The sequence below is a fragment of the Antiquaquibacter oligotrophicus genome (genome assembly GCF_020535405.1).
GTDB classification, from domain to species: Bacteria; Actinomycetota; Actinomycetes; order Actinomycetales; family Microbacteriaceae; genus Rhodoglobus; species Rhodoglobus oligotrophicus.
This window is the reverse complement of the sequence record NZ_CP085036.1, coordinates 93,356-117,604: the sequence shown is the minus strand read 5'-3', so window position 1 is coordinate 117,604 and position 24,249 is coordinate 93,356. Positions and strand designations below refer to the sequence as shown.

Genomic DNA, 24,249 nt, shown 5'->3' with positions numbered 1-24,249 from the left:
ACGGTACCCCACGTGGCTCTCGCTCGGGCGCGCCTCAAACCCGTAGTCTTGACCCATGGTCGCCCCCAAGATTTTCGGCATCGTTCTCGCCGGTGGAGAGGGTAAGCGGCTGATGCCGCTCACCGTGGACCGGGCAAAGCCCGCAGTTCCCTTCGGGGGTGGCTACCGACTGATCGACTTTGCGCTCAGCAATCTCATCAACTCGGGTCTGCGTCAGATCGTTGTGCTCACCCAGTACAAGTCGCACAGTCTCGATCGTCACGTGTCCCAGACATGGCGACTGTCTGGTCTGCTCAACGCGTACGTCGCCTCCGTTCCCGCCCAGCAGCGTCTCGGCAAGCGGTGGTTCAGCGGATCGGCCGATGCGATCCTGCAGAGCCTCAACCTCCTGCGAGACGAGAAGCCCGACATCGTTGTGGTCGTCGGCGCCGACCACGTGTACCGCATGGACTTCAGCCAGATGATCGATGCGCACATTGAGTCGGGCCTCGGGCTGACCGTTGCCGCGATCCGTCAGCCCATCGCTCTGGCAAACCAGTTCGGCGTCATCGAGGTCGAATCCGACGACCCGACCAAGATCGCGGCCTTCCACGAGAAGCCCGAGAAGCCCATCGGCCTTCAGGACTCGCCCGAGGAAGTGCTCGCCTCGATGGGCAACTACGTTTTCGATGCCGATGTACTCATCGATGCGGTCATCCGCGATGGTGAACGAAGCGACTCCAACCACGACATGGGTGGTGACATCGTTCCCGACTTCGTCTCGCGCGGACTCGCGGGCGTGTACGACCTCAACCGCAACCAGGTGCCCGGCTCGACGGATCGCGACCGCTTCTACTGGAGGGACGTGGGAACCATCGAGTCCTTCTTCGACGCGCATCAGGACTTGATCTCGGCTCTTCCCGTCTTCAACCTGTACAACCGGGAGTGGCCGATCTACAGCCAGCAGCTCAACTCCCCTCCCGCCAAGTTCGTGCGTGATGCTCGGGGTGACCTCGGCACCATGATCGACTCGATCGTCTCACTGGGCTCACTGCTGTCGGGTGCTCACATCGAGCGAAGTGTGCTCGGTCCGTGGGTCACCGTGGAATCCGGCGCCATGGTCTCCGATTCCGTCATCTTCGAGCGCGTCAAGATCATGCCGGGTGCCGTTGTTCGCAAGGCGATTCTCGATAAGGACGTTGTGGTGGAGCCTGGCGCATCCGTGGGAGTCGATCACGACGCCGACCGGTCCCGCGGGTTCACCGTCACCGAGACCGGGATTACCGTTGTCGGCAAGGGCGCCATCGTCAGCTGAGCACCACACTCAGAACCCCAGGGGCGGATGCCCCGAGAAAGGTATGCCCGGAATGACCCGATTCCTCGTTGTCCTCGACGTCGACTCCACTCTCATCGAGGACGAGGTGATCGAGCTGCTCGCCGAGGAGGCGGGCTCGCTCGAAGAGGTCGAACGCATCACCTTTCAGGCGATGAACGGCGAACTCGATTTCGAAGAGAGTCTTCGCGCCCGCGTCGCGACCCTTCGAGGCCTCTCGACGGACATCTTCGACAAGGTCCGCTCACGCGTGACAGTGACGCGGGGAGTTCCCGAACTCATCGCCGGGGTGCGCTCCGCCGGTGGTCGAGTCGGTGTCGTATCGGGTGGGTTCCACGAGGTCCTCGACCCGATCGCCAAAGAGCTCGGACTCGACTATTGGAGGGCGAACCGCCTCGCTGTCGACGGCGGCGTATTGACGGGCGAGGTTGATGGCCCGGTGATCGACGCTGAGGCCAAGGCGTCCACTCTTCGTGAGTGGGCCGACGACGCATCGATCCCGCTCCGGTCCGCCGTTGCTGTCGGAGACGGCGCGAACGATCTCACCATGATGGCGATCGCGGGTCTCGCCGTGGGGTTCGATGCCAAGGCTCCCGTTCGTGATGTGGCGGGTGTGCTCATCGACGAGCGGGATCTCAGCCAGGTTCTACCGCTTCTCGGTCTGCGCGGCTGACGAGTATCGCGTCAGTGGCCCATTCCGAGGCCGCCGTCGACCGGGATGACCGCACCCGACACGTACGCGGCATCATCGCTCGCGAGCCACGTGATGACCCTGGCCACCTCGCTCGCCGTCGCGAATCGGCCAGCGGGAATCTGCTTCTTGTACGTGTCCTGAAGCTCTTCGCCCAGTTCAGCCGTCATGTCCGTCTCGATGAAGCCGGGAGCGACGACGTTGGCTGTGATGCCGCGGGCGCCGAGTTCGCGCGTGAGCGAGCGCGCCATGCCCACGAGTCCACTCTTCGACGCCGAGTAGTTGACCTGCCCAGCTGACCCCAGCAAGCCAACAACACTCGACACGAGGATGATGCGCCCAAAGCGCGCCTTCAGCATCCCCTTCGATGCCCGCTTGACAACGCGGAAGGACCCTGTGAGGTTCGTTTCGATGACGTCGGTGAAGTCCTCGTCGCTCATCCGCAGCAGCAGGGTGTCGCGCGTGATTCCGGCATTGGCGACAAGCACTTCGACGGGGCCGAGTTGATTTTCGACCTCGCTGAATGCGGCGTCGATGCTTGCGGCGTCGGTGACGTCGGCGCGAACGGTGAGTGTGCCTTCAGGCCCCTCACCCGAGCGTGCCGTCACGGCGACACGGTGACCTTGCGCGACAAATTCCTCGGCGATCGCACGCCCAATTCCTCGATTGCCGCCGGTGATGAGAACAGTTCTGGGGTGAGACATGGGTACCAGCCTATTGGCACCGCCGAGCGACGTAGGCTTGTCTCGGGGCACCCGCAGGGAGACAGGATCGGTGTGAGAAGCGACAACGAGCGTCAGTCGGTCACGAGCCTGCCGGAGGCCCCCGATGTGGAACGCAATCGCCGTTTCACCAACTACGCGATCGCGATGGGGATTCGCACCGTGTGCGTGATCCTGTGCTTTTTTGTCCAAGGATGGTGGCTTGTTCTCCCCATTCTGGGAGCCGTGATTCTTCCCTACGTGGCTGTGGTTGCGGCCAATGCTCGAGCTGCCCGGCCCGGTGCTGAGGTCGAGCGCCCCGGCTCGATCGTTCCTCTCCCACACGAGAGTCGTCCTCTGTGACACTCTTCGATTCGTCGGCGCCGGGCGACGCCATACCAAGCACCTGCTCACGGGCCGCGTGTCGAGCATCCGCCACCTGGACGGTGGCGTGGCGCAACCCTCGTATCCATAGTCCCGAGCGTAAGAAGCTCTGGCTCGCGTGCGATGAGCATCGCGACTTCCTCGAGACGTACCTGTCGTCTCGCGGCTTCCCGGTCGTTGTTGTGCCCGCGGGCTCCGAAGTGCCGCAGCTCCCGCAGGCAGGCACCGCATGAGCACGGGATGGCGTTTCGCGCTCTCGCGGCGGTGGCTCGGCTACCTCGCGCTGGTGGTGGCGTTTGCGATCGCGTGTGTGCTGCTGTCCCAGTGGCAGCTCGCGCGTCGTGACGAGGCACGAGCGGCGATGGATCTTGTCGAGAACAACTGGGATTCCGCGCCCGTTCCCCTCGATGATGCCCTCCCGACGCTCGAGAGCTTCGATGCCGACGACCAATGGATTCCCGTGCGTGTCGAAGGACGTTATCTCGATGACGAGCAGGTGCTGGTTCGAGGCAGACCCATGAACGGCGCACCAGGATTCGCCGTGCTCGTTCCGCTGCTCCTCGACGATGGCTCGGTACTCGTGATCGATCGCGGCTGGGTACCCACCGGCAACGAGCAGGATGCACCGGATGCCGTTCCCGCGCCTCCGGGCGATCGGGTCTCCGTCATTGCAAGACTCAAAGCCGGCGAGCCCACTCTCCCCGGACGCTCGGCGCCGGCCGGGCAACTGGCGTCCATAAACCTCCCGCAAGTCCAGGAGCTTGTTGATAGGCCGACATACGTCGGCGCCTACGGCGTCCTCGCAGAGGAGGATCCCGCTCCCCCGGTCCGCCCCGCCGCGCTCACTCGACCCGAACTCGACGAGGGGCCGCACCTCTCGTACGCCTTCCAGTGGCTCGTGTTCGGCATCCTTGCCTTCGTCGCTCTCGGCTGGGCCGTACGACAGGAGTACCGGGCGCGCAACGAGGACGACCCGGCCGAGCAGGCCCGTGCCGAGAAGAGACGCGCGAAGGCCGCCAAAAAGCAGCCGAGCGACGCCGATGTCGAGGATGCCCTCCTCGACAATTGACATCAGGCGAGGCTGATGAGGTCCGCGTAATCCTTGTTCCAGTGGTCCTCTACCCCGTCGGGCAGGATGAGGACGCGCTCGGGGTTGAGTGCCTCGACGGCACCTTCGTCGTGGCTGACGAGCACGACGGCGCCGGTGTACGACGCCAGTGCCCCGAGAATCTCTTCGCGGCTCGCGGGGTCGAGGTTATTGGTCGGCTCGTCGAGGAGGAGCACGTTCGCTCCACTCACCACGATCATGGCCAGTGCGAGGCGTGTCTTCTCGCCACCACTCAGCACACCCGCGGGCTTTGACGTGTCATCCCCCGTGAAGAGGAAGGAGCCAAGCACTCGCCGCGCTTCGGTTTCGGTCAGATTGGGGCTCGCCGAGACCATGTTCTCGAGCACGGACCGCTTCACATCGATCGTCTCGTGTTCTTGGGCGTAGTAGCCGATTCGGAGACCGTGGCCGGATTCGACGGTGCCCGTGTCCGGCTTGTCGACCCCGGAGAGAATACGCAACAGGGTCGTCTTTCCTGCGCCGTTCAGGCCGAGGACAACAACTTTTGATCCGCGGTCGATCGCCAGATCGACGGCCGTGAAGATCTCGAGTGAACCGTAGCTGCGGGAGAGGTTGTGGGCGGTGAGCGGCGTGCGACCGCAGGCCACCGGCTCCGGAAAGCGAAGCTTGGCAACGCGGTCGACGGTCCGGACCTCTTCCAGGCCCGAGAGCATCTTTTCCGCGCGGGCGACCATCTGGTGAGCGGCTGCGGCCTTCGACGCCTTGGCGCCGAATCGAGCGGCCTGAAGCTGTAGCTGTGTCGCCTTCTTCTCGACGTTGACGCGTTCCTTCTTGCGTCGCTCTTCGTCCGCCTCCCGCTGGCGCAGGTAGTGTTTCCACCCCATGTTGTAGATGTCGATGACCTGGCGGTTGGCATCGAGGTAAAAGACCTTGTTGACCGTCTCCCCCACGAGATCGACGTCGTGGCTGATGACGATGAATCCGCCCTGGTACGACTTGAGGAACTCCCGGAGCCAGACGACGGAGTCGGCGTCGAGGTGGTTGGTCGGCTCGTCGAGGATCATGACCTCGGCATCCGAGAAGAGGATTCGCGCGAGCTCAATACGTCGTCGCTGGCCACCAGAGAGAGTCTTGAGCGGCTGATCCAGAATGCGGTCCGGCAGGCTCAGATTGCTCGCGATGGATGCCGCTTCCGCTTCGGCCGCGTAGCCCCCGAGTGCCTCGAATCGGTCGGTGAGGCGCTCGTACTTCTTCATCGCCGCGCTGCTGACGGAGGGGTCATCCGACGCCATCCCGAGGCTCGCCTGCTGCATACCGTAGACGAGGTCGCCAAGGCCCCTGGCGTTGAGGATGCGCGTTCGCGCCAGTTCCTCCGGATCACCCGATCGCGGATCCTGGGGAAGATACCCCACGTCGCCCGAACGCGAGACCGTGCCGCCAGTAGCGGGGAGCTCACCCGCCAGAACCTTGGTGAGCGTTGTCTTGCCAGCGCCGTTGCGGCCGACGAGCCCGATTTTGTCGCCCCGGGACACGCGGAAGTTCACGTTCTCCATGAGAAGACGTGCTCCGACGCGGAGTTCGAGGTCCTGCACTGACAGCACGGGTTGTTCCAGTTCTGTGGGCGCGCTCGTATGAGGCGAAAACTTAAGGGGTAAGCGAACCATTCTATGTCCGCGGTCGCCGCGCCAGGCGCGGCCAGCATCAGATGGAGAAGCCGAGCGCTCTCATCATGTCGCGACCGTCATCGGTGATGCGCTCGGGACCCCACGGTGGCATCCAGACCCAGTTGATTCGGAACGCCTCCACGATGCCATCGAGGGATTGCGCGGTCTGCTCCTCGATGACGTCAGTGAGCGGGCAACCCGCTGAGGTCAGCGTCATGCTGATGATAAGTGCGTCGTTCTCGTCGTCCCAGCTCAGGTCGTAGATCAACCCGAGATCAACGATGTTCACCCCGAGCTCGGGGTCGACGACATCCTTGAGGGCCTCCTCGACCTGATCGAAGAGAGCCGGCGCGAGTGCGGTTGCCATGGGACTACGCTACGCCGCTGCCCTGGAGAAAGCGATCGTAGCCTTCCTCCTCGAGACGTTCGGCGAGTTCGGGGCCACCTTCCTCCGCGACACGACCGGCCACGAAGACGTGCACGAAGTCCGGCTTGATGTAGCGCAAGATGCGGGTGTAGTGCGTGATGAGGAGCACACCGAGATCGTTCGCCGCGTGGGCGCGGTTCACGCCCTCGGACACGATCTTCAGCGCATCCACGTCGAGCCCAGAATCCGTCTCGTCGAGGACGGCGAACTTCGGCTTGAGGAGCTCGAGCTGGAGGATCTCGTGACGCTTCTTCTCGCCGCCGGAAAAGCCCTCGTTGACATTGCGTTCGCCGAAGGACTTGTCCATGCGGAGGTCATCCATCGCCTGGCCGACCTCCTTCACCCAGGTGCGAATGGCGGGAGCCTCGCCGTCGAGCGCCGTCTTCGCGGTGCGCAGGAAGTCCGTCATCCGCACACCGGGAATCTCCACCGGGTACTGCATCGCCAGGAACAGACCGGCGCGCGCACGCTCGTCCACGCTCATCTCGAGTACCTCTTCGCCGTCCAGCAGCACTGAGCCGCTCTCGACGTTGTACTTCGGGTGGCCTGCAATCGAGTAGGCGAGCGTGGACTTGCCCGACCCGTTCGGTCCCATGATGGCGTGGATTTCGCCCTGCTTGATGGTCAGGTCGACTCCGCGCAGAATCTGGCGGGTGCCCTGGTCGGTCTCGACGCTGACGTGGAGATCTTTGATTTCGAGTACTGACATGTCTGTTTCGTTTCTGTGTTGTTTCGGTAGTGAGCTGGCGCCTGGCCGCTCAGACCGACACGATCTCGTTCGGGTCGATGGTGACGACGCCATCGGCGTCGATGTTGACTACGAAGACCGGAACCGGCTCGTAGGCGGGGAGGTTGTTCGGCTTTCCGGTGGTCAGAGAGAACGATGAGCCGTGAGCCCAGCACTCGATCGAGTCGTCCTCGACAAAGCCCTCGGACAGTGAGATGTCGCCGTGTGTGCACGTATCGCCGATGGCATGGACGTCGCCGGCGGAGTCTTTCACCACGACAATCGCGGTACCGTCGAGGACAACACGAAAGGGCTTGTTCGGCTCGAGTTCTGCCGTTGTGCACACGCGTTCCGCGGTCACTGACCCGCCCCCAATTCGCTCACAACACGGCCGAGTACGTACTCCTCGAGCCGGTCGTCGCCGATCTTCTGGATGATTTCGTTGAGGAAGCCCACCACAACGAGGCGACGCGCTTCGGGCTCTGTAATGCCACGCGACTGAAGGTAGAACAACTGCTCGTCGTCGAAACGCCCCGTGGCACTCGCGTGACCGGCACCAAGGATGTCGCCCGTCTCGATCTCGAGGTTCGGGATGCTGTCGGCCCGGGTGCCCTCGGTGAGCACGAGGTTGCGGTTCTGCTCGTAGGAGTCGGTGCCCGTTGCATCCGGCCCGATGAGCACGTCACCGACCCACACGGTCCGGGCTCCCGCTCCCTGGAGCGCACCCTTGTAGTTGACTCGGCCCACGGTATGCGCTGCCTTGTGATGCAGGTACACCCGTTGCTCGAAGTGCTGGCCGCCGTCAGCGAAATAGAGCCCGAAGAGGTCGCCGTGCGAGCCCTCGCCACTCAGGTGAACCGACGGATTGACTCGAACCACCGAGCCGCCCAGCGTGATGACGATGTGCGTAAGAGCTGCATCGCGGCCCACCTGAGCGAAGTGGCTGGCCAGGTGAAGCGCATCGTCCTCCCACTCCTGGAGGTGCACAACCGTGAGGTTGGCGCCCTCGCCGACAACGATCTCGACGTTCTCCACGAGGTTCGCCTCACCCGAGCTTGCGAGCACAACGAGTCCCCGTGAGTTCGGACGAGCCGTGACAACGGTGTGGGCCGCGCGCGGAGCGGTGCCGAGGCCGGTCCTGTCGATCCCGAGAGGGGCACTCGACTCCCCCTCGACGGTGATCGAGAGCACAGATTCGACGCTCGACCAGGCATTGGCGGCGGCCTTGTCCTCTGGCACGCCTGCCGATCCGACGCGTGCGTCGCCCGGAGCGACCCACTCGACCGTCGTGCCGTCGGCACCATCGGTCGCGATCTCGTACTGCTCACCGTTCAGCGGGCTGTCGATGAGGTGGCGAACGCGATCGACTGGCGTGAGTTTCCAGTCGATCTCGAACCCGACGACCTCGGGGAAGTCGGCGGGATCTGTGGAGGTGAATCGCTCGGAGCGAGTCTGGACGGGCACGGAACCCGCGCCCCATCCTCCGTCGCTGTGAGCCGTTGCGCCGTGCTGGCCTGGAGTCTGAGTGGTGGCGATGGACATCTAGCCGACAGAGCCTTCCATGCTCATCTCGATGAGCTTGTTGAGTTCGAGTGCGTACTCCATGGGGAGTTCCCGCGCGATGGGCTCGATGAAGCCGCGCACGATCATAGCCATTGCCTCATCCTCGGGCAGGCCACGCGACTGCAGGTAGAACAGCTGCTCCTCGCTCACCTTTGACACCGTGGCCTCGTGGCCGAGCTGTACATCGTCGACGCGGATGTCGATGGCGGGATACGTGTCCGACCGCGAGATCGTGTCAACCAGGAGAGCATCGCAGCGCACGGTGTTGGCGGCGTGGTGCGCCTTCTCGTCGACCCGGACTTCTCCGCGGTATCCAGCACGACCACCCCCGCGGGCGATCGACTTGGAGACGATGGATGACGTCGTGTACGGCGCCATGTGGATCATCTTGGCGCCGGCATCCTGGTGCTGACCCGGGCCCGCAAACGCAACGGAGAGAGTCTCGCCCTTCGCGTGCTCACCCACGAGGTAAATCGACGGGTACTTCATCGTTACCTTGGAACCGATGTTGCCGTCGATCCACTCCATCGTCGCACCCTCGTGCGCGATGGCGCGCTTGGTCACCAGGTTGTAGACGTTGTTCGACCAGTTCTGAATGGTCGTGTAGCGCACGCGCGCGTTCTTCTTCACGATGATCTCGACGACGGCCGAGTGCAGTGAATCCGACTTGTAGATGGGTGCCGTGCATCCCTCGATGTAGTGAACGTATGACCCCTCGTCGGCGATGATGAGAGTGCGCTCGAACTGGCCCATGTTCTCCGTGTTGATACGGAAGTAGGCCTGGAGAGGGATCTCGACGTGAACACCCGGCGGCACGTAGACGAACGACCCGCCAGACCACACCGCGGTGTTGAGCGCGGCGAACTTGTTGTCGCCGGCGGGGATGACCGTACCGAAGTACTCCTCGAAGAACTCCGGGTGCTCCTTGAGCGCCGTGTCGGTGTCCATGAAAATGACACCCTGCTTCTCGAGCTCTTCGTTGATGGAGTGGAAGACGACCTCCGACTCGTACTGGGCAGCGACACCCGCGACGAGACGCTGGCGCTCCGCCTCCGGGATGCCGAGCTTCTCGTACGTCGTGCGAATGTCCTCCGGCAGGTCTTCCCAGCTCTGTGCTTGCTTCTCGGTGGAGCGCACGAAGTACTTGATGTTGTCGAAGTCGATGCCCGAGAGATCGGCTCCCCACGTCGGCATGGGCTTGCGGAAGAAGTTCCGCAGGCCGGCCAGACGGGTCTTGAGCATCGACTCCGGTTCGTTTTTGAGGGCGGAGATGTCTCTGACGACCTCTTCGTTGATTCCTCGACGGGCGCTTGCGCCTGCGACATCCGAATCGGCCCATCCGAATTCGTATTGGCCGAGACTGCCTAGTTCGGGGCGGTCGATCAGCACATCAGCCATAGTCATTACCTCTTTCCCACCGGTGACAACCACAACGGTTTCACCGGCATTCCCTTCGCCGTGCAGCTAGGAGTTCAGTGCTCTGCTGGCCTCGTGCGCTCTGTTCCGCGGATACGGCTGGGGCCTGCTTAGACTGAACCAGGACTCGGAGTTCGTCTCCGACGTCTGCGCTGACTCCCCGGCGTGGGCTGTTCTTCGAACCCCACGATTCTACAGGGCGCGCCATCAAATAACAGGAGGTACGGCCGTGAAAGCCGTGTTCGATCGACTGCCGAGCTTCGTGGACACCCGGATTCGGGTTTTCGCCGTTGCAACTTTGGTCGCGCAGATCCTCATCGTCGGCACGGGCGGGGCTGTGCGACTCACGGGTTCTGGCCTGGGATGCCCAACGTGGCCCCGGTGCACCCCCGAGTCTTTTGTCTCCACGCCAGAAATGGGCATCCATGGAATCATCGAGTTCGGTAATCGACTGCTGACCTTTGTGCTTGTGGCGATCGCCATCGGGATGTTCGTTCTCGTCCTGCGGATCCGCCGCGAGCGGCGTGACCTTTTTGTGCTCGCCCTCCTCATCGGTCTGTACGTTCCGATTCAGGCGATCATCGGGGGCATCACGGTGCTGACGAACCTCAACCCCTACGTTGTGGGCCTCCATTACGTTGCATCCGTTGTGCTCGTGTCGCTCTCTGCGGTTCTCGTATTCCGTGTCTTTTTGGGTCCGCGCGGGGAGCGAGTGAATCTGCCAGGCGGATACCGCGTCCTCGTCGCAATCACGGCAGTCACCACCGCGGCAACGATCCTGGTCGGCGTTCTCGTAACCGGCTCCGGACCGCACGCCGGTGACGGCGGTGCGGCACGAAACGGGTTGAATTCGGAGCTACTGCAGCACATCCATAGCTGGCCGGCCTACGCAACGTTTGTCGCGACACTCGCACTCATTGTCGGTGCGTGGCGACTGGGGCAGCGTCGACTGCTCACCTTCAGTCTCATCCTGTTCGCCATCGAAGGTGTGCAGATCGTTATCGGCCTTGTGCAAGCGCGACTCGGCCTGCCCGAGATCCTTGTTGGCATTCACATGGTTCTCGCGTGCTGTCTCGCCGCGGCCATGACGGCGGTTGTCCTCGCCCTCCGGGAGCCGCGAGGACCACTCGCCGTCAAGCGCGACATCGGCGTCGCGGCTGTTTCGGTCTAGAACGGCAGGAGCGGGTCGATCCCGACGGCGAGGAAAACGAGCGTCAGGTACGTGATCGAGGCGTGGAAAACCCGCATGGGGCGCACCTCGTCGTGGCGGATCGCCGCCGAGTACAGGCGATGGGATTCGACGATGAACCATCCGCCGCTCGCGACGGCCACAACGGAGTACACGATTCCCATCGGTGCGACAGGAATGAGAAGCAGCGAGCACGCCACGGTCGCCCACGCGTAGAGCACCACCTGAAGTCCCACCACCGTGCGACCGCGAACCACCGCGAGCATGGGAACGCCGACCGACTGGTAGTCGGCTCGGTACTTCATCGAGAGCGGCCAGTAGTGCGGCGGAGTCCAGAGGAAAACGATCCCGAAGAGGATCACGGGTGTCCACGAGAGGGACCCCGTCACCGCAGCCCAGCCGATCAGGACGGGCATACATCCGGCCGCCCCGCCCCAAATGATGTTCTGAGGCGTGCGGCGCTTGAGGAGCAGTGTGTATACGAATACGTAGAAGAGGATCGCGGCCAGTGAGAGAGCCGCGGCAAGCCAGTTAGTGAGAAGCGCCAGCCACACAATTGAGACAGCACCCGTGATCCATGCGAAAGCGAGAGCCTCACGGTCGGTCAGCTCACCGGTCACGAGCGGGCGGTTTTTGGTGCGGTTCATCACGCGATCGATGTCGCGGTCGATGTAGCAATTGAAGGCGTTCGCCGAACTCGCAGACAGGGTTCCGCCGACAAGCGTGGCGAGCACCAGCCAGAGGTTCGGGATTCCTTGTGCCGCAAGAATCATGACCGGAGCGGTGGTGACGAGAAGCAACTCGATGACGCGAGGCTTCGTCAATGCCACGTAGGCCTTCACTTTACGGATGACTCCGATGCGCCCGGTCTCCGAGCGGTCCTGTATCGCGACACCCATACCTTCGATGATAGGCGACCTACCGACGACCGACGTCTGGCGCAATACGGGGACGAGCCGCTCTCGAACTCTCTATACTGGGTAACGCCTGCCAGCCAACAAATGCGGCAACGTCCCCCTCTCCTGAAGTGGATCGCGGCTGCGGCGGCACAGCCGACGTGGTCTGCAGCAGGCATTCGTTCGCCGTGCACCAGCCTTCCGGGCGGCGCCGCTTGCAGAAGGGTTATCAGTCACCGTGGCAGCTCTCCAATGGGACCCCATCGACAGCAAGGCAGTCGACACGGCGAGGATTCTCGCCGCCGACGCCGTGGAGAAAGTGGGGAACGGGCATCCCGGAACCGCGATGAGCCTGGCGCCAGCGGCGTACCTGCTCTTCCAGAAGGTCATGCGCCAGGACCCGAGTGACACGCACTGGATCGGCCGCGACCGCTTCATTCTCTCTGCGGGCCACAGCTCGCTCACGCAGTACGTGCAGCTCTACCTGGGCGGTTACGGTCTCGAGCTCGATGATCTCAAGGCGCTGCGTACGTGGGGTTCCAAGACCCCCGGTCACCCCGAGTACGGTCACACCGACGGCGTCGAGATCACCACCGGCCCGCTCGGTCAGGGAATCTCGTCCGCCGTGGGCTTCGCCTACGCGAGCCGCTTCGAGCGCGGTCTCTTCGACCCCGATGCCGACGCCGGGACGAGCCCGTTCGACCACTACATCTACGTCATCGCGGGTGACGGCGACCTGCAGGAAGGCGTCTCGGCCGAGGCATCCTCCCTCGCCGGGCACCAGCAGCTCGGTAACCTCATCGCGATCTACGACTCCAACCAGATCTCGATCGAGGACGACACCAACATCGCCTTCACCGAGGACGTCAAGGGGCGTTACGAGGCGTATCACTGGCACGTGCAGGTCGTCGATTGGAAGAAGACGGGCGTGTACGAGGAGGACCTCCACGCCCTCAATGACGCGATCGAGGCCGCGAAGGCTGAGACGGACAAGCCGTCGCTGATCATCCTGAAGACGATCATCGGATGGCCGAGCCCGAAGAAGCAGAACACCGGAAAGATCCATGGCTCGGCCCTCGGCGCTGAGGAGCTCGCCGCCGTCAAGGAGGTGCTCGGCTTCGACCCGAACCAGACCTTCGAGGTCGCGGACGAGGTCATCTCCCACACGCGTGGGGCCATTGAGCGCGGTAAGGCAGCGCACGCCGAATGGGACAAGTCATTCGACGCGTGGGCCGCTGCCAACCCCGAGCGCAAGCAGCTCCTCGACCGTATCCTTGCGGGCGAACTGCCCGAGGGTATCGAGGATGCCCTTCCCGTCTTCGACGGTGGCACGGATGTCTCCACCCGTGCCGCGTCCGGCAAGGTTCTCGGCGCCCTCGGCTCCGTCATCCCGGAGCTCTGGGGTGGTTCGGCTGACCTCGCTGAGTCCAACCTCACGACCATCGCGGGCGGAGCGTCGTTCATCCCCGCCGAGCACTCGACCCACGAGTGGACGGGTAACGACTACGGCCGCGTCCTCCACTTCGGCATCCGCGAGCACGCGATGGGCGCGATCATCAACGGCATCGTGCTGCACGGCAACACGCGCGCCTTCGGTGGCACGTTCCTCATCTTCAGTGACTACATGCGCCCCGCGGTCCGCCTCGCAGCCCTCATGAAGGTGCCGTCGATCTTCGTCTGGACGCACGACTCGGTCGCCCTCGGTGAGGACGGCCCGACGCACCAGCCGATCGAGCAGCTCGCCACCCTCCGCGCCATTCCCGGTCTCGACGTCGTTCGCCCCGGTGACGCCAACGAGGTCGGTTGGGCCTGGAAGACGATCCTCGAGCGGCGCAACGGACCCGCCGGAATCGCCCTCACACGTCAGAACATCCCCGTGTTCGAGCGTGGCGACGGCGCAGCCGATGGCGACGTTCTCGCGTCAGCAAGCAACACCCCAAAGGGTGCGTACGTGCTTGCCGAGGCACCTGGCGGAACGCCCGATGTCATCTTCATCGCGACCGGTTCTGAGGTTCAGCTCGCTGTTGAGGCTCGTGCGAAGCTCAAGGACGAGGGCATCAACGCCCGCGTTGTCTCGGCCCCGTGCCTCGAGTGGTTCGAGGAGCAGGATGAGGCGTACCGCGAGTCTGTTCTTCCCGCGTCCGTGACGGCCCGTGTCTCGATCGAGGCAGGCCTCGCTCTCGGATGGTCGAAGTACGTCGGCGGCACCGGCCGCAGCGTCTCGATCGAGCACTTCGGAGCATCCGCCGACTACAAGACCCTGTTCCGCGAGTTCGGAATCACCACTGAGGCGGCCATCGCTGCCGCCAAGGAGACGCTGGCCGCTTCGCGCGCCTAGCGACGACAAGAAAGAACACAGAACACCCATGAGCACCGAAACCCCCACCGCAGCACTCTCCGCACTCGGCGTGAGCATTTGGCTCGACGACCTCTCTCGCGACCGCATCCAGTCCGGTGGACTGGAGAAGCTGATCGCCGACCGCAACGTTGTCGGCGTCACGACCAACCCGACGATTTTCGCGAGCGCCCTCGCGAAGGGAACGACCTACGACGAGCAGGTCGCGGCACTCGCGGCCGAGGGCAAGTCGGTCACCGAGGCCGTTTTCGAGATCACGACGGATGACGTCGCCAATGCGAGCGACATCTTCCGCGGCATCTACGACTCGACCAAGGGCTTCGACGGCCGCGTGTCGATTGAGGTCGAGCCGGGCCTTGCGCACGACGCAGCAGGCACGATCGAGCAGGCGCAGCAGCTGTGGGCCAAGGTCGACCGCCCGAACGCCATGATCAAGATCCCCGCAACCGTCGAGGGCCTCGAGGCGATCACGGCCGTGATCGGCGCGGGCATCAGCGTCAACGTCACGCTCATCTTCAGCCTCGAGCGCTACCGCGCCGTGATCGAGGCGTACCTCGCGGGTCTTGAGAAGGCGAAGGCCGACGGCATCGACCTCTCGACGATCCACTCGGTCGCTTCGTTCTTCGTGTCGCGTGTTGACACCGAGATCGACAAGCGCCTCGACGCGATCGGCACCGACGAGGCGATTGCCCTCAAGAGCAAGGCCGGCGTCGCCAACGCGCAGCTTGCGTACCGCCTGTACGAAGAGGCCTTCGCCACGGATCGCGCCAAGGCACTGCTCGACGCTGGCGCCAACAAGCAGCGTCCGCTGTGGGCCTCCACCGGCGTAAAGGACCCGAGCCTCCCCGACACGCTGTACGTGACGGAGCTCGCGGTGGCCGAGACGGTCAACACCATGCCGGAGAAGACCCTCGAGGCAACTTTTGACCACGGCGAGATCACCGGAGACGCTGTCACCGGCTCGTACGACGCCGCACAGAAGGTTCTCGATGACCTTGCCGCCCTCGGTGTCTCCTACGACGAGGTCACCGCGCTCCTGGAGAAGGAGGGTGTTGAAAAGTTCATCGTCTCGTGGAACGAACTGCTCGACACCGTCACCGCCGCCCTCGAGGCGGCACGGTGAGCGTGAAGATCGCGCTCTCGGGCGCGGCCGCTGAGGCCGTCGACCGGGTAGTCCCGCAGCTGGTGAGCGATCTCGTCGCGAGTCGCATCACCAGCGGCGACGCGACACTCTGGGGACCGGACGCCGAGGACGAGGCATCGAAGCGCCTCGGCTGGGTCGAAGCCGTCTCCATCTCACGTCCGCTCGTTGAGGACATCGTCGCACTGCGTGACAAGCTTCGCGCGTCCGGTGTCAACCACATCGTGCTCGGCGGCATGGGCGGTTCGTCCCTCGCTCCCGAGGTCATCACGCAGACGTACGGCGTGGAATTGACGGTGCTGGATTCGACGGACCCTGGTCAGGTGCTGTCGGCACTCGGTGACCGCCTCTCGACCACCGCCGTGGTGATCTCCTCCAAGTCCGGTTCTACTGTCGAAACCGACAGCCAGAAGCGCATCTACGAGAAGTACTTCACCGACGCCGGTATCGACCCGCTCGAGCGCATCGTCATCGTCACCGACCCCGGGTCGCCGCTTGACACTTCGGCACGACAGGCCGGGTATCGCGTATTCAACGCAGACCCGAACGTCGGCGGCCGTTACTCGGCGCTCACCGCATTCGGGCTCGTTCCGTCGGGCCTTGCCGGCGTGGACATCTCCGAACTGCTCGACGAGGCAGAGGCCATGCTTCTCGACCTCGCCGTCGACACGACCACCAACCCGGGACTCGTCCTCGGCGCCGCCATCGCTGGCACGAAGCCGCTCAAGGACAAGCTCGGTATCGTCGCGGACGGCACACACATCGTGGGCTTCGGTGACTGGGCGGAGCAGTTGCTCGCCGAGTCGACGGGCAAGCTCGGCACGGGCATCCTGCCGGTTGTGCTCGACGTCAACTCCCCCGAGATCACCGCGGGTCTTCCCGACGTGCAGATCATTCGCCTCGTTGGCGACTGGGAAGACACGAAGCACGTCGCTGAAGGTGAGATCGAGATCACGGGCACCCTCGGCGCCCAGCTCATGACCTGGGAGTACGCGACTGCAGTTGCCGGGCGACTTCTCGGTATCAACCCGTTCGACCAGCCGGACGTCGAATCCGCCAAGGTCGCCACTCGTGCCCTCATCGACAACCCGTCGGAGACGCCGGCACCCGCGTTCGTCGACGACACCGTGGAGGTTCGCGGTACGAGCGACGTCGTGAGCGGCGTGTCGACCGTGAGCAGCGCGGTGGATGCTCTTCTCGCTCTCATTCCGAGCGACGGCTACGTCTCCATTCAGGCCTACGTCGACCGCCTCGAGTACCCGCAATTGGCGGAACTTCGCGATGCGATTGCTGCCCGCTGCGGACGCCCTGTCACGTTCGGGTGGGGACCTCGATTCCTCCACTCGACGGGACAGTTCCACAAGGGTGGCCCCGCGGTCGGCGTGTTCCTCCAGATAACGACCGTTGAGGACGAGGACCTGCAGATTCCGGATCGTCCGTTCACGTTCGGTGAACTCATCCGCGCTCAGGCCGCCGGTGACGCGAGTGTGCTCGCCGACCACGGTCGTCCGGTCCTGAGCCTGACACTCCGTGCCGGCGCCGACTCGATCCCGGTCATCCTCGGTACGCCCGCATAACTATCGATTCGAGCTCCATGACACCCGTGCCTATCACCGCCGGATTCAACCCGCTACGCCTGCCCAGTGACCGTCGCCTGAACCGCATTGCGGGTCCGAGTGGCCTGATCATCTTCGGCGTGACGGGAGACCTCTCGCGTAAGAAGCTCATGCCCGCGGTCTACGACCTCGCCAACCGGGGACTCCTGCCCCCGGGTTTCGCGCTCGTCGGTTTCGCGCGGCGCGACTGGGAAGACCAGGACTTCGCCGAGGTCGTCCACGACGCGGTCAAGCAGTACGCCCGTACCCCCTTCGACGAGGATGTCTGGAAGCAGCTTGCTACCGGCATCCGGTTCGTTCAGGGTGAGTTCGACGATGACGCCGCGTTCTCGCGCCTCAAGGCCACGATCGAGGAACTCGACCGTGACCGCGGGACGATGGGAAACCACGCCTTCTACCTGTCGATCCCACCGAAGTCGTTCCCCCAGGTCACCGAGCAACTCCGCAATTCTGGTCTTGCCGAGCCGAAGGACGGGCAGTGGCGCCGTGTTGTCATCGAGAAGCCGTTCGGCAGCGACCTGCAGACGGCACGCGAGCTGAACGCCGTGGTCGAGTCGGTCTTCCCTCCGGACAGCGTGTTCAGGATCGACCACTACCTCGGTAAAGAGACGGTGCAGAACATCCTCGCTCTGCGCTTCGCCAACCAGCTCTACGAACCCATCTGGAACGCGAACTACGTCGATCACGTGCAGATCACTATGGCCGAGGACGTCGGTGTCGGTGGACGTGCCGGCTACTACGACGGTATTGGCGCGGCACGCGATGTCATCCAGAACCACTTGCTGCAGCTTCTTGCCCTCACCGCGATGGAGGAGCCGGTGTCCTTCGATGCCGCGGATCTCCGCGCCGAGAAGGAGAAGGTGCTCTCCGCTGTCCGTCTGCCCAAGGACCTTGGCAAGCACACGGCACGTGGTCAGTATTCCGGTGGGTGGGCTGGCGGCGAGAAGGTCATCGGATTCCTCGATGAAGACGGAATGAACCCGCTGTCGACGACCGAGACCTACGCGGCCATGCGCCTCGACATCGACACTCGTCGCTGGGCTGGTGTGCCGTTCTACGTTCGCACGGGAAAGCGACTGGGACGTCGCGTCACCGAGATCGCCGTGGTCTTCAAGCGCGCCCCCCAGTACTTGTTCGAGGCGAGCCAGACGGCGGCCCTCGGTCAGAACGCCCTTGTCATCCGCGTCCAGCCCGACGAGGGCGTGACGATCCGATTTGGATCCAAGGTTCCCGGTGCCGGGATGCAGGTGCGCGACGTGACGATGGACTTCGGTTACGGCCATGCCTTCACCGAGTCGAGCCCCGAAGCGTACGAGCGACTCATTCTCGATGTGCTGCTCGGTGACCCGCCGCTCTTCCCCCGTCACGAGGAGGTGGAACTCAGCTGGAAGATCCTCGACCCGATCGAGGAGTACTGGGCGACCCAGGGTCAGCCCGAGCAGTACCGTCCCGGTACGTGGGGCCCCGCATCCGCTGACGCACTCATGGCCCGTGACGGCCGTACCTGGAGACGCCCATGATCGTCGATCTGCCCAACACGACCACAAGCCAGATCTCGAAGACTCTCGTCAAGATCCGTGAGGAGGGTGGCGCCGTCGCCCTCGGCCGCGTGCTCACCCTCGTCATCTCCACGCGCCTCGGCGAGGAGGAAGATGCCATCGAGGCCGCGAACGATGCTTCGCGCGAGCACCCCATGCGTGTCATCGTTGTGTCGTCGGATGCCACTGACTCCAGTGACTCCCGGGTTGACGCCCAGATTCGAGTCGGCGGTGACGCTGGCGCGAGCGAGGTCATCGTCGTGCGTGCGTATGGCGATGCCTCGGGCGATGAGGAGAGTCTCGTGACGGGTCTGCTCCTGCCCGACGCGCCCGTCGTGGCATGGTGGCCCGGCACTGCACCGGAGAATGTCTCCCAGTCCGCGCTCGGACGGATCGCCCAGCGTCGCATCACCGATGCGGCCTCCAGCCCGGACCCGCTTGCCACCCTCTCTCGGCTCTCCAGCAGCTACCAGCCGGGCGACACGGATTTCGCCTGGACACGGCTTACCCTGTGGCGCGCACAGCTCGCAGCGGTTCTCGACCAGCCGCCATACGACACCGTAACGGCCGTCGAGGTCCATGGCGCATCCGACTCCCCCTCGACCGCGCTGCTCGCCGCCTGGCTGCAGCACGCGCTCGAGGTTCCCGTCGAGTTGGTGGTTTCGGGACCGAGCCACGGAGCTACGGGCATCGAATCGGTCGCCCTCACGCGCGACAGCGGCGTGATCACCCTCTCGCGGCTCGACCCGACGATCGCGCAGCTCGTTCAGCCGGCCCAGCCCGTTCACGACATCTCCTTGCCGCGTCGCAGCATGCGTGATTGTCTGGCTGAGGAGCTTCGCCGGCTAGACCCCGATGACCTCTACGGCGACGTGATCCAGCACGGCGTTCCAGAACTGAGCACTGCAGGAAAGGCCCACTAATGTCACCCGAGCGCCGCGTCCTCGTCCACGCCGACAAAGAAACGTTGGCTGCCGCGGTCGCCGCTCGGTTCGTGCGTAAGGTCCGCGACCTCATCGAAGAGTTCGATGAGGCGACGGTTGTTCTCACAGGTGGCTCGATGGGCATCGCCGCGCTTGCGGCGATCAACAGCTCCCCTGACCGGGACAGCATCGACTGGTCGCGCGTCAATGTCTGGTGGGGCGACGAACGATGGTTGCCGAAAGCAGACGACGAGCGCAACGAGAAGCAGGCGCGTGAGGCGCTCCTGGACCACGTTCCGCTGGACCCCCGGAGGGTGCACGCGTTCCCCAGCTCGGATGAAGGGCTCGACCTCGACGCTGCGGCACGATCCTACGCCGATGAGCTCGTCGCGGCGGCCCCGCGTAACGCCTCCCTCCCCCACTTCGACATCACCTTCCTCGGTATGGGTCCCGACGGTCACATCGCGTCGCTGTTCCCCGGGCATCCCGGCATCCGGGTGACGGAGGAAACCGTCATCGCGGTGCGCAACTCCCCCAAGCCTCCGCCCGAGCGACTCAGTCTGACGCTTCCGGTGATCAACTCGTCCGCTCGAGTGTGGGCAGTTGTCGCCGGCAGCGATAAGGCATCGGCGCTGGGACTCACCCTCGCGGACGCCAGTATCGATGAGGTTCCGGCTGCCGGTGTCGAAGGCCGTCGACGCACTCTCTTTTTTGTCGACGGGGATGCCGCTGCCGAGGTTCCTGAGAACCTTATCGATCCCGGCCAGTTCTGGACGGGCGCCGACGAGTAGAAACGCCGCCGTTGACGGTCGCGCTACCGCGTGATCACTACCGCGTCAGCGTCGACGCAGTGCGTGGTCAGCTCGGGCCGTGATCAGCTCGGTTCGTGATCAGCTCGCGGTGCCGCGACGTTCGCGCAACTGCTGGAGCGCCTCATCGAGGAGCTGTGCCGCCTCTTCTTCGGTGCGGCGTTCCTTCACGTACGCGAGGTGGGTCTTGTAGGGCTCGAGCTTGGTGACCGACGGCGGATTGGCTTTGTCGCGGCCGGCGGGAAGGCCCGTCGACGGCGAATCGATCACCTCGGGAATCTCCTCATCCGGGAGATTCGCGGCAAAGTACCGGACGGTCTCGTTGCCGAGTTCGTCCCAATACGACACGGCGATTCGATCCGCGTGAAATCCGCGATCCTGTTCGCCCATGGGGCCCGCGCCGACGCGCGAGCCGCGAATTGCGCTACCGCCTGATGCCATGACTCTCCCTGAGTGTGCTCGAGCGAGCGATTAGCCGCTGAAACGTGTGATGAGGCCGAGAACGACGATGCAGATGATCCACACGACGGCCAGCAGAACCGTGATTCGATTCAGGTTGCGCTCGGCAACACCGGACGCGCCGAGGTTCGACGTGACCCCACCACCGAACATGTCCGAGAGCCCGCCACCACGACCGCGGTGCAGCAGGATCAGAAGAGTAAGGAGGAGGGATGTGATGCCGAGGATGACCTGCAGCACGACCTGGAGAATTTCCACGTTGAAGAACCTTTCGAAAGCCTCAGTAAGTATAGCGGGAGGTGTATCGGTCAGGTTCCGACATGCTTCTGGAAGCGTGCGATGCTCGCGAACTCTGTGACATCAAGGCTTGCGCCTCCCACGAGTGCACCGTCGATGTTCGGCTCGCGCATGAGCGACGCGATGTTGCTCGACTTCACCGACCCGCCGTACAGGATGCGCGTGGCATCCGCCACCTCCTGACCCAGCAACTCGGCAAGCGTCGAACGCAGCGCCGAAGCAACCTGCTCGGCTTGTTCGGGTGTGGCAGCCAGACCGGAGCCGATAGCCCACACGGGTTCGTAGGCGATGACGAGGTCAGGTGTGCCGGTCACATCGGCGAGAGCCGCCCGCAACTGGGCCACCGGCACGGCGCTCGGACCGTGCTGTTCGAGATCGTCTGCCGTCTCCCCGACGCACAGTACCGGGACGAGACCGTGCCGCAGCGCCGCAGCGACCTTGCGGGCGAGGATCTCATCCGTCTCGTTGTGCATCGTGCGACGCTCGGAGTGCCCGACGAGAACGTACGTGCAGTGCAGGGCGGAAAGGAACTGACCCGAGATCTCACCCGTGTACGCACCGGAGTCGTGCTCTGACAGGTCCTGTGCCCCGTAGACGAGCTCCAGTTTGTCGGACCAGATCAGATTCTGAACCGGGCGAAGATCGGTGAAGGGTGGGAAGACCGCGACCTCCGAGCCCTTCTCATCGTAGTCGTGGTTTGCGTCCTTGAGCGTCCACGCGAGCTTCTGCACGAAGGCGATCGCCTGCTCGTGGTCGAAGTTCATCTTCCAGTTGCCCGCGATGAGCGGGACCCTTTTCACTGCCATCCGAGTACCTCGAGTCCTGGGAGTCGTTTTCCCTCGAGGAACTCGAGGCTGGCGCCACCACCGGTGGAAATATGGCCGAACTGCGAGTCCTCGAACCCCAGCGCACGCACGGCGGCGGCAGAATCTCCCCCGCCGACAACTCCGAAGCCGTCGAAGTCGGCAAGCGCCTGGGCGACCGTGCGGGTTCCCGACGCGAATGGCGCGAGCTCGAAAACTCCCATGGGGCCGTTCCAGAACACCGTCGCGGAGCGTCCGATCTCCGAGGCGAAGCGCGCGCTTGACTCGGGGCCGATGTCCAGGCCGAGGCCCGAGGCACCGAACGGAGTGAGTTCGATCGCGTCCGCTGCTGTGACGACGTGTTCTGCGTCCGCGCCGAACTTCGACGCCACCACAATGTCGGTCGGCAGCACGATGGTCACGCCGAGTTCGTCGGCCCGACGCAGGTATTCCTTGACCGTATCGACCTGGTCCTCCTCGAGGAGGCTCGCCGCGACCTTGTGGCCCTGTGCGACAAGGAAGGTGAAGAGCATGCCTCCACCCACGAGCAGCGTGTCGACTTTCGGAAGAAGGGCATCGATGACGCTGAGCTTGTCGCTCACCTTCGAACCGCCGAGAACCACCGTGTAAGGGCGCTTCGGGTCCACCGTCAGCCGTTCGAGCACACCGAGCTCCTGCTCGATGAGCAGGCCGGCGGCGCTCGGCAGGGCCTCCGCAAGCTCGTAGACACTTGCCTGCTTACGGTGTACCACTCCGAATCCGTCGGAGACGAAAACGTCGGCGAACTCGGCGAGCTGGCGGGCGAATCCTGCACGAACCTCGGCATCCTTCGAGGTCTCCTCCGGGTTGAAGCGGAGGTTCTCGAGAAGTGCGATGCCTCCCCCGCCGAGCTCGGCCACTACTCCACGAGCGGAATCACCCACGGTGTCGGTGGCGAACGCGACGTCGCGACCGAGCAACTCCGAGAGGCGGACCGCTACCGGCGCGAGGCTGTACTTCGGGTCCGGGGCACCATCGGGACGACCGAGGTGCGAGATCACGACGACAGTTGCCCCTGCTTCCAGGAGTGCGGTGAGCGTCGGCACCGACGCGCGCACGCGGCCATCGTCCGTGATCTGGCCGTCCTTCAGGGGGACGTTCAGATCACAGCGGACGATGACACGCTTGCCGCGAAGGTCGCCAAGCTGATCGAGGGTTCGAATGGCCATGGTGACGGAGTGCGGGGAGCGGGCTTAGAGGCGCGCGCCGACGTACTCGGTGATGTCAACGAGACGGTTCGAGTAGCCCCACTCGTTGTCGTACCACGAGGCAACCTTGACCTGGTCGCCGATCACCTTGGTGAGGCCGGCGTCGAAGATCGACGAGTGCGGGTCACCCACGATGTCGGACGACACGATCTCGTCCTCGGTGTACTTGAGGATCCCCTTGAGCGGCCCCTCGGCTGCAGCCTTGTACGCGGCGTTGATCTCTTCAACGGTCACGGAGCGCGAGGCGGTGACGGTCAGGTCGGTGATCGAACCGGTGATGACCGGAACGCGAAGCGCGTAGCCGTCGAGCTTGCCGACAAGCTCGGGCAGAACGAGGCCAAGTGCCTTGGCGGCACCCGTGGAGGTCGGGATGATGTTGGCCGCGGCCGCGCGCGCACGGCGAAGGTCGCTGTGCGGACCATCCTGAAGGTTCTGGTCGGCCGTGTACGCGTGAACCGTCGTCATGAGACCGCGCTCGATACCGAAGTTCTCCATGAACACCTTGGCGAGCGGCGCAAGGCAGTTCGTGGTGCACGACGCGTTCGAGATGATGTTGTGGACTGCGGGGTCGTAGGTGTCTTCGTTCACACCGAGCACGAGCGTTGCGACGTCGGAACCGGTAGCGGGTGCCGAGACGATGACCTTCTTGGCGCCGGCGGCGATGTGCTTCGCAGCATCCTCGGACTTGGTGAAACGACCGGTCGACTCGATCACGATGTCAACACCCAGCTCTCCCCAGGGGAGGTTGGCGGGGTCGCGCTCCTCGAAGACCTTGATGGCCTTGCCGTTCACGACGATCTGCTCGCCGTCGTAGTCGACGGTGGCGTCGAGTCGACCGGTGATCGAGTCGTACTTGAGCAGGTGCGCAAGCGTCTTGTTGTCGGTCAGGTCATTCACCGCGACGATCTCCACGTCGCTGCCCTTGGCGAGGGCGGCGCGGAAGAAGTTGCGGCCGATGCGGCCGAATCCGTTGATACCGATCTTGACGGTCACTATGGCTCCGATTACTGCTCATGCGTCA

The 24,249-nt window shown here is 64.1% G+C and carries 25 protein-coding genes; 12 read left to right on the top strand and 13 right to left on the bottom strand.

Going from position 1 to position 24,249, the window contains the following annotated elements:
• Positions 1–55: 55 nt before the first annotated feature.
• Both LH407_RS00545 and serB read left to right on the top strand, forming a co-directional pair.
• Positions 56–1,294 (top strand): glucose-1-phosphate adenylyltransferase, encoded by a 1,239-nt coding sequence (locus LH407_RS00545; RefSeq protein WP_322133234.1) that lies wholly within the window; start codon positions 56–58, stop codon positions 1,292–1,294.
• Between the two features lie 52 nt (positions 1,295–1,346).
• Positions 1,347–1,985, top strand: a complete 639-nt coding sequence (serB, locus tag LH407_RS00540) for a phosphoserine phosphatase SerB (protein ID WP_322133235.1) — start codon at positions 1,347–1,349, stop codon at positions 1,983–1,985.
• An 11-nt stretch (positions 1,986–1,996) separates the two neighbouring features.
• Here the strand turns inward: serB and LH407_RS00535 are convergent, their stop codons facing one another.
• Positions 1,997–2,707, bottom strand: coding sequence for a beta-ketoacyl-ACP reductase (locus tag LH407_RS00535; RefSeq protein ID WP_322133236.1), 711 nt, complete (start codon positions 2,705–2,707; stop codon positions 1,997–1,999).
• A 72-nt stretch (positions 2,708–2,779) separates the two neighbouring features.
• Here LH407_RS00535 and LH407_RS00530 point away from each other — a divergent pair, with 72 nt between their 5' ends.
• Genes LH407_RS00530 through LH407_RS00520 form a run of 3 tightly spaced genes read left to right on the top strand, consistent with a single transcriptional unit; the run spans position 2,780 to position 4,157 of the window.
• On the top strand, positions 2,780–3,067 hold the full coding sequence (locus tag LH407_RS00530; RefSeq protein ID WP_322133237.1) for a DUF3099 domain-containing protein: 288 nt from the start codon (positions 2,780–2,782) through the stop codon (positions 3,065–3,067).
• On the top strand, positions 3,064–3,321 hold the full coding sequence (locus LH407_RS00525; protein ID WP_322133238.1) for a hypothetical protein: 258 nt from the start codon (positions 3,064–3,066) through the stop codon (positions 3,319–3,321). Before LH407_RS00530 ends, LH407_RS00525 begins: the two co-directional genes overlap by 4 nt.
• Positions 3,318–4,157: an SURF1 family cytochrome oxidase biogenesis protein gene (locus LH407_RS00520; RefSeq protein WP_322133239.1), complete on the top strand. Its 840-nt coding sequence runs from the start codon at positions 3,318–3,320 to the stop codon at positions 4,155–4,157. The genes LH407_RS00525 and LH407_RS00520 overlap by 4 nt, the downstream gene beginning before the upstream one ends.
• 2 nt (positions 4,158–4,159) lie before the next feature.
• Here the strand turns inward: LH407_RS00520 and LH407_RS00515 are convergent, their stop codons facing one another.
• The 6 genes from LH407_RS00515 to sufB all read right to left on the bottom strand — a co-directional run bounded on the left by LH407_RS00515 (position 4,160) and on the right by sufB (position 9,936).
• Positions 4,160–5,758, bottom strand: coding sequence for an ABC-F family ATP-binding cassette domain-containing protein (locus tag LH407_RS00515; RefSeq protein WP_322133240.1), 1,599 nt, complete (start codon positions 5,756–5,758; stop codon positions 4,160–4,162).
• A 100-nt stretch (positions 5,759–5,858) separates the two neighbouring features.
• Positions 5,859–6,188, bottom strand: coding sequence for a metal-sulfur cluster assembly factor (locus LH407_RS00510; RefSeq protein WP_322133241.1), 330 nt, complete (start codon positions 6,186–6,188; stop codon positions 5,859–5,861).
• 4 nt (positions 6,189–6,192) lie between these two features.
• Positions 6,193–6,957: a Fe-S cluster assembly ATPase SufC gene (sufC, locus tag LH407_RS00505; RefSeq protein ID WP_322133242.1), complete on the bottom strand. Its 765-nt coding sequence runs from the start codon at positions 6,955–6,957 to the stop codon at positions 6,193–6,195.
• A 49-nt stretch (positions 6,958–7,006) separates the two neighbouring features.
• On the bottom strand, positions 7,007–7,336 hold the full coding sequence (locus LH407_RS00500) for a non-heme iron oxygenase ferredoxin subunit (protein WP_322133243.1): 330 nt from the start codon (positions 7,334–7,336) through the stop codon (positions 7,007–7,009).
• Entirely contained in the window at positions 7,333–8,517 is a 1,185-nt protein-coding gene (sufD, locus tag LH407_RS00495; protein WP_322133244.1) for a Fe-S cluster assembly protein SufD, read from the bottom strand. The genes LH407_RS00500 and sufD overlap by 4 nt, the downstream gene beginning before the upstream one ends.
• Positions 8,518–9,936: a Fe-S cluster assembly protein SufB gene (gene sufB / locus LH407_RS00490; RefSeq protein WP_322133245.1), complete on the bottom strand. Its 1,419-nt coding sequence runs from the start codon at positions 9,934–9,936 to the stop codon at positions 8,518–8,520.
• A gap of 247 nt (positions 9,937–10,183) precedes the next feature.
• On the opposite strand from sufB, the gene LH407_RS00485 reads away from it, so the two are divergent.
• Positions 10,184–11,125 (top strand): COX15/CtaA family protein, encoded by a 942-nt coding sequence (locus tag LH407_RS00485; RefSeq protein ID WP_322133246.1) that lies wholly within the window; start codon positions 10,184–10,186, stop codon positions 11,123–11,125.
• Here LH407_RS00485 and LH407_RS00480 read toward each other — a convergent pair.
• Positions 11,122–12,042: a heme o synthase gene (locus LH407_RS00480; RefSeq protein WP_322133247.1), complete on the bottom strand. Its 921-nt coding sequence runs from the start codon at positions 12,040–12,042 to the stop codon at positions 11,122–11,124. The genes LH407_RS00485 and LH407_RS00480 overlap by 4 nt on opposite strands.
• Before the next feature lie 235 nt (positions 12,043–12,277).
• Here LH407_RS00480 and tkt point away from each other — a divergent pair, with 235 nt between their 5' ends.
• From tkt to pgl, 6 genes are read left to right on the top strand one after another with little or no spacing between them, the layout of a single operon-like run.
• Positions 12,278–14,377, top strand: coding sequence for a transketolase (tkt, locus tag LH407_RS00475; protein WP_322133248.1), 2,100 nt, complete (start codon positions 12,278–12,280; stop codon positions 14,375–14,377).
• A 28-nt stretch (positions 14,378–14,405) separates the two neighbouring features.
• Entirely contained in the window at positions 14,406–15,518 is a 1,113-nt protein-coding gene (tal, locus tag LH407_RS00470; RefSeq protein WP_322133249.1) for a transaldolase, read from the top strand.
• Positions 15,515–17,113, top strand: coding sequence for a glucose-6-phosphate isomerase (locus tag LH407_RS00465; protein WP_322133250.1), 1,599 nt, complete (start codon positions 15,515–15,517; stop codon positions 17,111–17,113). Before tal ends, LH407_RS00465 begins: the two co-directional genes overlap by 4 nt.
• 17 nt (positions 17,114–17,130) lie before the next feature.
• On the top strand, positions 17,131–18,672 hold the full coding sequence (gene zwf / locus LH407_RS00460; protein WP_322133251.1) for a glucose-6-phosphate dehydrogenase: 1,542 nt from the start codon (positions 17,131–17,133) through the stop codon (positions 18,670–18,672).
• Positions 18,669–19,613 carry a glucose-6-phosphate dehydrogenase assembly protein OpcA gene (locus tag LH407_RS00455; protein WP_322133252.1) on the top strand — a complete coding sequence of 315 codons (945 nt, stop codon included), beginning with the start codon at positions 18,669–18,671 and terminating at the stop codon, positions 19,611–19,613. The genes zwf and LH407_RS00455 overlap by 4 nt, the downstream gene beginning before the upstream one ends.
• Positions 19,613–20,404, top strand: a complete 792-nt coding sequence (gene pgl, locus LH407_RS00450; protein ID WP_322133253.1) for a 6-phosphogluconolactonase — start codon at positions 19,613–19,615, stop codon at positions 20,402–20,404. The genes LH407_RS00455 and pgl overlap by 1 nt, the downstream gene beginning before the upstream one ends.
• Before the next feature lie 99 nt (positions 20,405–20,503).
• On the opposite strand, the gene LH407_RS00445 is transcribed toward pgl, so the two are convergent.
• Genes LH407_RS00445 through gap form a run of 5 tightly spaced genes read right to left on the bottom strand, consistent with a single transcriptional unit; the run spans position 20,504 to position 24,221 of the window.
• Complete coding sequence (locus LH407_RS00445) at positions 20,504–20,863, bottom strand: RNA polymerase-binding protein RbpA (protein ID WP_322133254.1); 360 nt, start codon at positions 20,861–20,863, stop codon at positions 20,504–20,506.
• A gap of 30 nt (positions 20,864–20,893) precedes the next feature.
• Positions 20,894–21,139, bottom strand: coding sequence for a preprotein translocase subunit SecG (secG, locus tag LH407_RS00440; protein ID WP_322133255.1), 246 nt, complete (start codon positions 21,137–21,139; stop codon positions 20,894–20,896).
• Between the two features lie 50 nt (positions 21,140–21,189).
• Positions 21,190–21,984 carry a triose-phosphate isomerase gene (gene tpiA / locus LH407_RS00435; RefSeq protein WP_322133256.1) on the bottom strand — a complete coding sequence of 265 codons (795 nt, stop codon included), beginning with the start codon at positions 21,982–21,984 and terminating at the stop codon, positions 21,190–21,192.
• Positions 21,975–23,189, bottom strand: a complete 1,215-nt coding sequence (locus LH407_RS00430; protein ID WP_322133257.1) for a phosphoglycerate kinase — start codon at positions 23,187–23,189, stop codon at positions 21,975–21,977. The genes tpiA and LH407_RS00430 overlap by 10 nt, the downstream gene beginning before the upstream one ends.
• Before the next feature lie 24 nt (positions 23,190–23,213).
• Positions 23,214–24,221 carry a type I glyceraldehyde-3-phosphate dehydrogenase gene (gene gap / locus LH407_RS00425; protein ID WP_322133258.1) on the bottom strand — a complete coding sequence of 336 codons (1,008 nt, stop codon included), beginning with the start codon at positions 24,219–24,221 and terminating at the stop codon, positions 23,214–23,216.
• Positions 24,222–24,249 lie beyond the last annotated feature (28 nt).

Bases quoted from the DNA above. Each gene is read 5' to 3' on its own strand.
- LH407_RS00545 (WP_322133234.1), top strand. From the start codon at position 56: ATGGTCGCCCCCAAGATTTTCGGCATCGTTCTCGCCGGTGGAGAGGGT.
- serB (WP_322133235.1), top strand. From the start codon at position 1,347: ATGACCCGATTCCTCGTTGTCCTCGACGTCGACTCCACTCTCATCGAG.
- LH407_RS00535 (WP_322133236.1), bottom strand. From the start codon at position 2,707: ATGTCTCACCCCAGAACTGTTCTCATCACCGGCGGCAATCGAGGAATT.
- LH407_RS00520 (WP_322133239.1), top strand. From the start codon at position 3,318: ATGAGCACGGGATGGCGTTTCGCGCTCTCGCGGCGGTGGCTCGGCTAC.
- LH407_RS00510 (WP_322133241.1), bottom strand. From the start codon at position 6,188: ATGGCAACCGCACTCGCGCCGGCTCTCTTCGATCAGGTCGAGGAGGCC.
- sufC (WP_322133242.1), bottom strand. From the start codon at position 6,957: ATGTCAGTACTCGAAATCAAAGATCTCCACGTCAGCGTCGAGACCGAC.
- sufD (WP_322133244.1), bottom strand. From the start codon at position 8,517: ATGTCCATCGCCACCACTCAGACTCCAGGCCAGCACGGCGCAACGGCT.
- sufB (WP_322133245.1), bottom strand. From the start codon at position 9,936: ATGGCTGATGTGCTGATCGACCGCCCCGAACTAGGCAGTCTCGGCCAA.
- LH407_RS00480 (WP_322133247.1), bottom strand. From the start codon at position 12,042: ATGGGTGTCGCGATACAGGACCGCTCGGAGACCGGGCGCATCGGAGTC.
- tal (WP_322133249.1), top strand. From the start codon at position 14,406: ATGAGCACCGAAACCCCCACCGCAGCACTCTCCGCACTCGGCGTGAGC.
- zwf (WP_322133251.1), top strand. From the start codon at position 17,131: ATGACACCCGTGCCTATCACCGCCGGATTCAACCCGCTACGCCTGCCC.
- LH407_RS00455 (WP_322133252.1), top strand. From the start codon at position 18,669: ATGATCGTCGATCTGCCCAACACGACCACAAGCCAGATCTCGAAGACT.
- pgl (WP_322133253.1), top strand. From the start codon at position 19,613: ATGTCACCCGAGCGCCGCGTCCTCGTCCACGCCGACAAAGAAACGTTG.
- LH407_RS00445 (WP_322133254.1), bottom strand. From the start codon at position 20,863: ATGGCATCAGGCGGTAGCGCAATTCGCGGCTCGCGCGTCGGCGCGGGC.
- tpiA (WP_322133256.1), bottom strand. From the start codon at position 21,984: ATGGCAGTGAAAAGGGTCCCGCTCATCGCGGGCAACTGGAAGATGAAC.
- LH407_RS00430 (WP_322133257.1), bottom strand. From the start codon at position 23,189: ATGGCCATTCGAACCCTCGATCAGCTTGGCGACCTTCGCGGCAAGCGT.